Raw genomic sequence first — 491 nt, 5'->3', positions numbered from 1 at the left:
TCCTTATTTTCTTTATAATGATTTGTAGCATAGGTATGTCGTAGTTTATGAGGACTGCGTTTTTCATCAAATGCACTTGTATATTTATCTACTAAATTTTGTATGGCACGGACAGAAAGCTGGGTGTATTTTCCTTGGTACCTTGTTACAAACATAATTTCTTCTTCTGGGGGACAACCATACCTTTCTTGGCGTACTTTCAAATACTCTTGTACATCATCTAGACTGGATTGAGTAGCAAGTATGGATGATTTTTTATTCCCTTTACGAATCACTTTGATTGTTTTTTGCCGGAAATTAACGCTAGATAGGCTAAGACTTGCTAATTCTGACACACGTAGCCCTGTACCTAAAATAAGGCTAATTAAGGCAATATCACGTTCTTTGTCACGTAAAAAGTAATTGTATTTACGAGTAGAAGTTTCTTTCAGAATAAATTCATAATCGTTTGCTAGAAAGCGCAGGAATGCAGCATCATCATTATTATTAAA

The 491-nt window shown here is 34.6% G+C and carries 1 protein-coding gene; it reads right to left on the bottom strand.

Going from position 1 to position 491, the window contains the following annotated elements; translation table 11 throughout:
• Positions 1–491 (bottom strand): tyrosine-type recombinase/integrase (locus tag FOT98_RS32025; protein ID WP_144291308.1); only part of this gene is annotated, 491 nt, incomplete at both ends.

The sequence above is a fragment of the Bacillus sp. HY001 genome (genome assembly GCF_007558965.1).
Classification (GTDB): domain Bacteria; phylum Bacillota; class Bacilli; order Bacillales; family Bacillaceae_G; genus Bacillus_A; species Bacillus_A mobilis.
The sequence above is the reverse complement of the archived record's forward strand: the minus strand, read 5'-3'. Positions and strand labels throughout refer to the sequence as shown.